General features: G+C 64.9%; 5 protein-coding genes. 4 read left to right on the top strand and 1 reads right to left on the bottom strand.

From position 1 onward, the window contains the following. The first annotated feature begins 195 nt into the window (after positions 1-195). The 4 genes from JHD07_RS25135 (at position 196) to JHD07_RS25120 (ending at position 4,971) form a co-directional block, all read left to right on the top strand. A complete protein-coding gene (locus JHD07_RS25135; protein WP_291626932.1) occupies positions 196-2,130 on the top strand; it encodes a potassium transporter Kup in 1,935 nt (644 codons plus the stop codon). Positions 2,131-2,338: 208 nt separating this feature from the next. Then, positions 2,339-2,665 (top strand): rhodanese-like domain-containing protein, encoded by a 327-nt coding sequence (locus tag JHD07_RS25130; protein WP_291626929.1) that lies wholly within the window; start codon positions 2,339-2,341, stop codon positions 2,663-2,665. An 8-nt stretch (positions 2,666-2,673) separates the two neighbouring features. After that, positions 2,674-3,852 carry an aminotransferase gene (locus JHD07_RS25125; protein WP_291626927.1) on the top strand — a complete coding sequence of 393 codons (1,179 nt, stop codon included), beginning with the start codon at positions 2,674-2,676 and terminating at the stop codon, positions 3,850-3,852. Between the two features lie 6 nt (positions 3,853-3,858). Beyond that, positions 3,859-4,971: a polyamine ABC transporter substrate-binding protein gene (locus JHD07_RS25120; protein ID WP_291626925.1), complete on the top strand. Its 1,113-nt coding sequence runs from the start codon at positions 3,859-3,861 to the stop codon at positions 4,969-4,971. Between the two features lie 155 nt (positions 4,972-5,126). On the opposite strand, the gene JHD07_RS25115 is transcribed toward JHD07_RS25120, so the two are convergent. Then, positions 5,127-5,979 (bottom strand): autotransporter outer membrane beta-barrel domain-containing protein (locus JHD07_RS25115; RefSeq protein ID WP_291626924.1); only part of this gene is annotated, 853 nt, incomplete at its 5' end.

The following is a 5,979-nucleotide window of genomic DNA, read 5'->3' as shown; positions in this document are numbered from 1 at the left end:
ACTTCCAGATTCCCACCGGGCGAGTGGTTGAAGTCGGAACCCAGGTCACCATCTAACCGCCATTGCACGAGTTATGCAGATTTGCATATCGAGGGCCTGAAAACGGGCTAGGCTATGCCCGCAGCGCAGGACTATAAGCCGCGCGCTCTTCCGCCGTTGTGCAGTGAAGCATTTTAGAGGCCACTGGGCTCTCCCATGACAAGCGACGTAGTGATTACCGCCCCGGAAACGGCGGCGGCCAATGGGCATGGCGAGGCCCACACGACCGCCGGTTTCGGTGCGCTGACACTCGGCAGCATCGGCGTCGTCTATGGCGATATCGGCACCAGCCCGCTCTACGCGTTCCGCGAGGCGGTAACCGCGGCGTCCGGGCACGACGGCCTGCCGACGGCTGCGGCCGTGCTCGGCGTGCTCTCCCTGATCCTGTGGGCGCTCATCCTGGTGGTGACGCTCAAATATGTCGTGATCCTGCTCCGTGCCGACAACAATGGCGAGGGTGGCACGCTGGCGCTGATGGCATTGGCGCAGCGAGCGGTCGGCGCAGGTCCGGGCGGGGCGACCATCGTCCTGCTCGGTATCATTTCCGGAGCCCTGTTCTACGGCGATGCCGTGATTACGCCGGCCCTCTCGGTGCTGTCGGCGATCGAGGGCATGAAGGACGTTACGCTGCGGTTCGAGCCTTACATCGTTCCGCTGACGATCGTGATCCTGGTCGGCCTGTTCGCCGTGCAGTCGCGCGGCACCGCGCGCGTTGCCGCCTTTTTCGGCCCGATCATGTGCGTCTGGTTCACGGTCCTCGCCGTTGCGGCGATCCCCCCGATCATCGAGCAGCCGCACGTTCTGCTCGCACTGAATCCGCTCTACGCCGTGTCGTTCATGCTGAACCATGGCATCGTCGGCTTCGTGACGCTGGGCGCGGTGTTCCTGGCCGTGACCGGTGCCGAGGCGCTCTATGCCGACCTGGGCCATTTCGGCAAGCGGCCGATCCAGACCGCCTGGCTGGTGATGGTGCTGCCTTCGCTGGCGCTGAACTATCTGGGGCAGGGCGCGCTGGTGCTCGGCGATCCCGGCGCGATCGTGAGCCCGTTCTTCCAGCTCTTCCCGCAAGGCTTCCTGCGCGGCTGCATGGTCGTGCTCGCCACCATGGCGACGGTCATCGCCAGTCAGGCCGTCATTACCGGCGCCTATTCCCTGACGCGTCAGGCGATCCAGTTGGGGTTGCTGCCGCGCTTCGAAATTCGTCATACGTCCGAGGCCCATTCCGGGCAGATCTTCATTCCGCGCATCAACCAGCTGCTGCTGGTCGCGGTGGTGCTGCTGGTGCTGCTGTTCCGCTCTTCCAGCGCGCTCGCCTCCGCCTATGGCATCTCCGTCACCGGGACCATGGTGGTCACGGCGATGATGGGCTTCATCGTGATCTGGAAGGGGTGGCGCTGGTCGGGGCTCGCCGCCGCCGCGCTGATCGCGCCGTTCCTTTTGCTCGATCTGACCTTCCTGAGCGCGAACCTGCTGAAGGTGTTCGAGGGCGGCTGGGTGCCGCTGGCGCTCGGTGCCGTCATGATCATCCTGATGTACACGTGGCGGCGCGGCAGCCGGCTGCTGTTCGAGAAGTCGCGGAAGCTCGAATTTCCGCTCGCCGACCTCGTCGCGATGCTGGAGAAGCGTCCGCCTCAGCGCGTCCCCGGCACCGCCGTGTTCCTGACCTCGGATCCGCTCAGCGCGCCGACCGCGCTGATGCATAGTCTGAAACACTACAAAGTGCTGCACGAGAAGAATGTCATTCTCACTATAGAGTCTGCGCAGACCCCGCGGATCGATCCGGCGGAGCGGGTGAAGCTGGAGCAGATTTCACCGACCTTCTCCAAGGTGACGCTGAAGTTCGGCTTCATGGAATCGCCCAACGTCCCGAAGGCCCTCGCGATCGCCCGCAAGCTGGGCTGGCAGTTCGACATCATGTCGACCTCGTTCTTCCTGTCGCGAAGGGCGCTCAAGCCCGCCGCCCATTCCGGCATGCCGCGCTGGCAGGATCGGCTGTTCATCTCGCTCAGCCGCTCCGCCAACGATGCCACCGACTATTTCCAGATCCCGAGCGGCCGCGTGGTCGAGGTCGGCACGCAGGTGACGATCTAGGACTGCGTTCGATCAAGTGGCCCAGTGTCCACCTCTCCCTACGGGAGAGGTGAAGTGCCCCGAAAGCTGCACTTCAAGCCGCTGCGATTTAGCTTTAACTTGCGCGGGACGGCTCAAGCCTTTGTGGCGCTTGATTTTCGTCGCCCGAGAGGCGAGGTTGCCGCCGGCCGGGGATCGCCCGGCCCGCGGCCCGACGTTGGAGGATGATGTGGCAAATCAAGTGCAGGATCTGACCCCGGACGAGGTCGCCAAGGGTGTCGCCGAAGGGCGCTATCTGCTCGTCGACGTCCGTGAGCCCAACGAGGTCCAGGCCGAAGCTTACCCTTACGGTGTCGTGGTTCCGCTCTCGACCTTCGATCCGAAGGCGATCCCCGATCCGGCGGGCAAGGAGGTCGTGTTCGCCTGCCGCTCGGGCAAGCGCTCGGTGACGGCGTCGCTGGCGGCGCAGGCGGCGGGCCTGCCTTACGACAAGCATTTGGCCGGCGGCATGCTGGGCTGGAAGGCGGCGGGACTTCCCAGCAAGGTCGGTGGCTGATCGGGTCGATGTCGAAGAGCTCCAATCTAAACAAGGTCTTTGCCGACCTTCCCGTCACCATCTTCGAGGCGATGTCGCAGGCCGCGCGCGACAACGATGCCATCAATCTCGGCCAGGGCTTCCCCGACGATCCCGGGCCCGAGGACATCCGCCGCGCCGCGGCAGAGGCCTCGCTGAACGGCTACAACCAGTATCCCTCGATGATGGGCCTGCCGGAGCTGCGCCAGGCCATCGCGACTCACTACGACCACTGGCACGGCCTCAAGCTCGATCCGATGAGCGAGGTGATGGTCACATCAGGCGGCACCGAGGCGCTGACCTCGGCGATCCTCGCGGTGGTGCAGCCCGGCGACGAGGTGGTCTGCTTCCAGCCGGTCTATGATTCCTACTTGCCGATCATCCGGCAGGCCGGCGGCATTCCGCGCCTCGTCCGGCTCGAGCCGCCGCACTGGCGCTTGAACGAGGACATGCTGAAAAGCGTGTTCAATTCAAAGACCAAGGCGGTGCTGTTCAACAACCCCTTGAATCCCAGCGCGGTGGTCTATCCGCGCGAGGACCTCGAGCTGCTGGCGCGCTATTGCCAGGAGTTCGATGTCATCGCGATCTGCGACGAGGTCTGGGAGCACGTCACCTTCGACGAGCACAAGCACATTCCGCTCATCACCATCCCCGGCATGCGCGAGCGCACCATCAAGGTCGGCTCGGCCGGCAAGATCTTCTCGCTGACCGGCTGGAAGATCGGCTTCGTCTGCGCGGCGCCGCCCTTGCTGCGCGTGGCCGCCAAGGTGCACCAGTTCCTGACCTTCACCAGCGCGCCGAACCTGCAGGCCGCCGTCGCCTACGGCCTCGGCAAGTCCGACGACTACTTCCTGTCGATGCGCAAGGATCTGACACGGAGCAGGGACCGCCTGACCAAGGGCCTGGAGAGCCTTGGCTTCCCCGTGCTGAAGTCCCAAGGCACCTACTTCCTCACCGTCGACCTGTCGCCGCTGGGGCTCAACGAAAGCGACACCGAGTTCTGCTGGCGGATCGTCAGGGATTACAAGGTGGCGGCGATCCCGGTCTCGGCCTTCTACGAGCAGGACCCGGTGACGTCGGTGGTGCGGTTCTGTTTCGCCAAGAAGGACCAGACCCTCGACACCGCGCTGGAGCGCCTGTCCGACGCGGTGAGTGGGCGCAAGAGGTAGACAGGGATGAGGACCGTCATCCGCTCTGGACTTGGGCTGGGTCTTGCGATCGCCGCAGCGCTGGCATGGCTCTCCGCGCCCGCCGGCGCCGAGCAGCGGGTCGTCAACTTCTACAACTGGTCCAACTACATGGCGCCGGAGGTCCTGGAGGCCTTCACCAAGGAAACCGGCATCAAGGTGGTCTACGACACCTTCGATGCCAACGAGACGCTGGAGACGCGGTTGATGGCCGGCAAGTCCGGCTACGACGTCGTGGTGCCCACCGCCTATTTCCTGCAGCGCCAGATCAAGGCCAACATCTTCCAGAAGCTCGACAAGTCGAAGCTGCCGAACCTTAGCCATGCCTGGCCGATGGTGACCAAGCATCTGGCGACCTACGATCCCGGCAATGTCTACGCCGCCAACTACATGTGGGGCACGACGGGCATCGGCTACAACGTCGCCAAGGTGAGGCAGATCCTCGGACCGGACGCCAAGATCGACAGCTGGGACATCGTCTTCAAGCCGGAGAACCTCGCCAAGTTCAAGGACTGCGGCGTGCACATGCTCGACTCCGCCGACGACATCTTCCCTGCGGCGCTGAACTGGCTCGGGCTCGATCCGAACTCGACCAGGCAGGCCGACCTGGAGAAGGCCGCCGAGGCCGTGACGAAAGTCCGTCCCTCCGTGCGCAAGTTTCACTCCTCCGAATATCTGAGCGCGCTCGCGACCGGCGAGATCTGCTTCGTGGTCGGCTGGTCCGGCGACATCATGCAAGCCCGCGCTCGGGCAGCCGAAGCCAAGAATGGCATCGAGATCGGCTATGCCATTCCGAAAGAGGGCGCGCAGATGTTCTTCGACAATCTCGCGATCCCCGCGGATGCGAAGAACGTCGCGGAAGCCCACGAGCTGATCAACTATCTCTATCGCCCGGACGTCGCCGCCAAGAATTCGGACTTTCTGTCCTACGCGAGCGGCAACCTCGCCAGCCAGAAGCTGGTCGATCCCAAGATCCTTGGCGACAAGAACATTTATCCGGACGAGGCGGCGCTCGCAAAACTGTTCGTCATCACGGCGCGCGAGCCGGCAACGCAGCGGATCATCAACCGGCTGTGGACGAAGGTGAAGACGGGGCGGTAGTCGTTCGGGAACCGGCCCGACAAACAAATTCCGCAAAACAACCCCATGCACAGTAGAAGCGCAACCTTACGGGTGGCGGTCGTGGCGGTGCTTAAGTCCTGATCCTGCTTGGCTTAATTGACGCGCGGGCGCAACACCGCGCACAGCGCGTCGCATCACCACTCATATCGCACCGTGCCCTTGCCGGTGTAGGTCTGCGTGCTCTGCGAGAACTCACCCTCGACCGTTCCTGCGAGTGAGAGGCCGTTTCGCCACTTCATCTCGGCGCGACCACCGACCAGTGCAGAGTCCCCCGCCGGTTGCGCGCCGCTGACCGTGAAGGCCGCGCCCGGCAGCGTCTGGAAGGCGGCGCTGACGAGGCGGTTGGTGTTGGAATCGTGCGCCCAGGCGAGCCGGCCGCGCAGCGTGAGCACGCCGTCCTTGACGAGGAAGCGCTGGTCGGTACGGGCGCCGAGCTCGGTGCGGACATTGGTGGTGTCCTGCGCGCCGTAGGACAGCGCGAACTGGTTGCTGCCGACGAGCGCGGTCTCGCCGTACCCGGGGAGGTGGAAGGTGGTGGCCTGCACGGCCGCATAAGGCGTGACGCCGAAGCTGGAGGCGGGGATGGGTGCGAAGCGCCAACCGGCCTCCAGACGGCCGGCAAAGGTGCTGGCCCTGAAGTTCGCGGTGAGCTTGTCGGTGCCTGATACCGTCACGGTGCGGTCGGTGGTGACGTCCTGCCAGCCATAGGCGAGGGCGGCCGAGAGGTAGGCCGGGCCGAAATTGTGCCGGGCATAGAGGCCGGCCTGGAAGACGTCGGCACGGCCGCCGCCGAGGCTATCGGCGACGGAGAAATTGAAGCCCGCGCCGCCGAGCGCGAAGCCGACCAGCGTATCCGGCGAGACGCGATAGTCGGCGCCGACCACGGTGCCGTAAATGCGGCTCGTGGTGGAGCTTGAACCCGCCGCCGCGTTGCCGCTCAAATTGCTGCCGCCGCCGTAAGCAGAGGCCCACACGCCCCAGCGCCGG

The organism is Bradyrhizobium sp., from assembly GCF_016462955.1.
In the GTDB taxonomy this organism is placed as follows: Bacteria; Pseudomonadota; Alphaproteobacteria; order Rhizobiales; family Xanthobacteraceae; genus Bradyrhizobium.
This window is presented reverse-complemented; position numbering and strand designations above follow the sequence as displayed.